This is a genomic window from Deinococcus pimensis DSM 21231, assembly GCF_000519345.1.
In the GTDB taxonomy this organism is placed as follows: Bacteria; Deinococcota; Deinococci; order Deinococcales; family Deinococcaceae; genus Deinococcus_A; species Deinococcus_A pimensis.
This window is the reverse complement of the sequence record NZ_KI912647.1, coordinates 36,726-37,636: the sequence shown is the minus strand read 5'-3', so window position 1 is coordinate 37,636 and position 911 is coordinate 36,726. Positions and strand designations below refer to the sequence as shown.

Annotated in this window: 1 protein-coding gene and 1 pseudogene; both read left to right on the top strand. The window is 69.6% G+C overall.

Annotated features, from left to right (window positions below):
• A pseudogene (locus tag DEIPI_RS41440) lies at positions 1 to 459 on the top strand (ammonia channel protein); the annotation flags it as partial.
• 298 nt (positions 460 to 757) lie between these two features.
• A partial coding sequence (locus tag DEIPI_RS30925; RefSeq protein WP_045234299.1) for a V-type ATPase subunit subunit G family protein occupies positions 758 to 911 on the top strand: 154 nt, incomplete at its 3' end.

The window sequence follows — 911 nt, the reverse complement described above, 5'->3', positions numbered from 1 at the left end:
GGCCTCGTCGCGATCACGCCCGCCTGCGGCTTCGTCAGCCCCCTCGCGGCCCTCGCGATCGGCGCGCTCGGCGCGACCGCCGCCTTCTGGGCCGTGCAGCTCAAGCACCGCGTCAGCACCGACGACGCCCTCGACGTGTTCGCCTGCCACGGCGTCGGCGGCATCACCGGCGCGCTCCTCACGGGCGTCTTCGCGCAGAAGGCCTACAACGCGGCGGGCTCCGGCGTCCTCGACGGCAACTGGGCGCAGCTCGGCACGCAGGCCGTCGGCGTCCTCGCCACGATCGCCCTCGCGGGCGTCGGCACCTTCGTGCTGCTCAAGCTCGTCGGGTTGATCATGCCCCTGCGCATGACCACCGGCGAGGAGAGCCTCGGAACCGACATCAGCGCGCACCGCGAGCAGGGCTACACGGAGGAGGAAGGCACCATCGGCGCGCCCGTGCTCCTCGGCGGCGACTGAACCCCGCACCTTCGAGAGGCGGCGTCCCGAGGCCCGGGGCGCCGTTTCGTCACATCGCCCACTTCACCCCGCGTGGCCCCGTTTCATGCTCGTTCCATGCGCCCAGAGGATGATTGTCCCTCGCGTCTCTAAACGGGCGTTATGGTACTATGCGCCCGAGCTTGGCCTGCCACACACGCCTTGCTTTCCCATAACTCATTGGGCCTTCGTGCCCTCGTGCGTCTCACCCGCGAGGGTGGGACGCCATGAGCCACGAAGACCAACGAAATCCGAGCAGTAAGGAGAAAGGAGGAGCATTTTGGACGCTAAGGGTCGTATTTTGAGCGAACTCGCCAGCCGCGAGCAGGCGCTTGACGCCCAGATCGAGGCCGCCCAGGCGGAGGCGCAGCGCGCCGTCGAGGCCGCCGAGGCCGAGGCCGCGCGCATCCTCAGGGACGCCGAGTCGCGCGTGC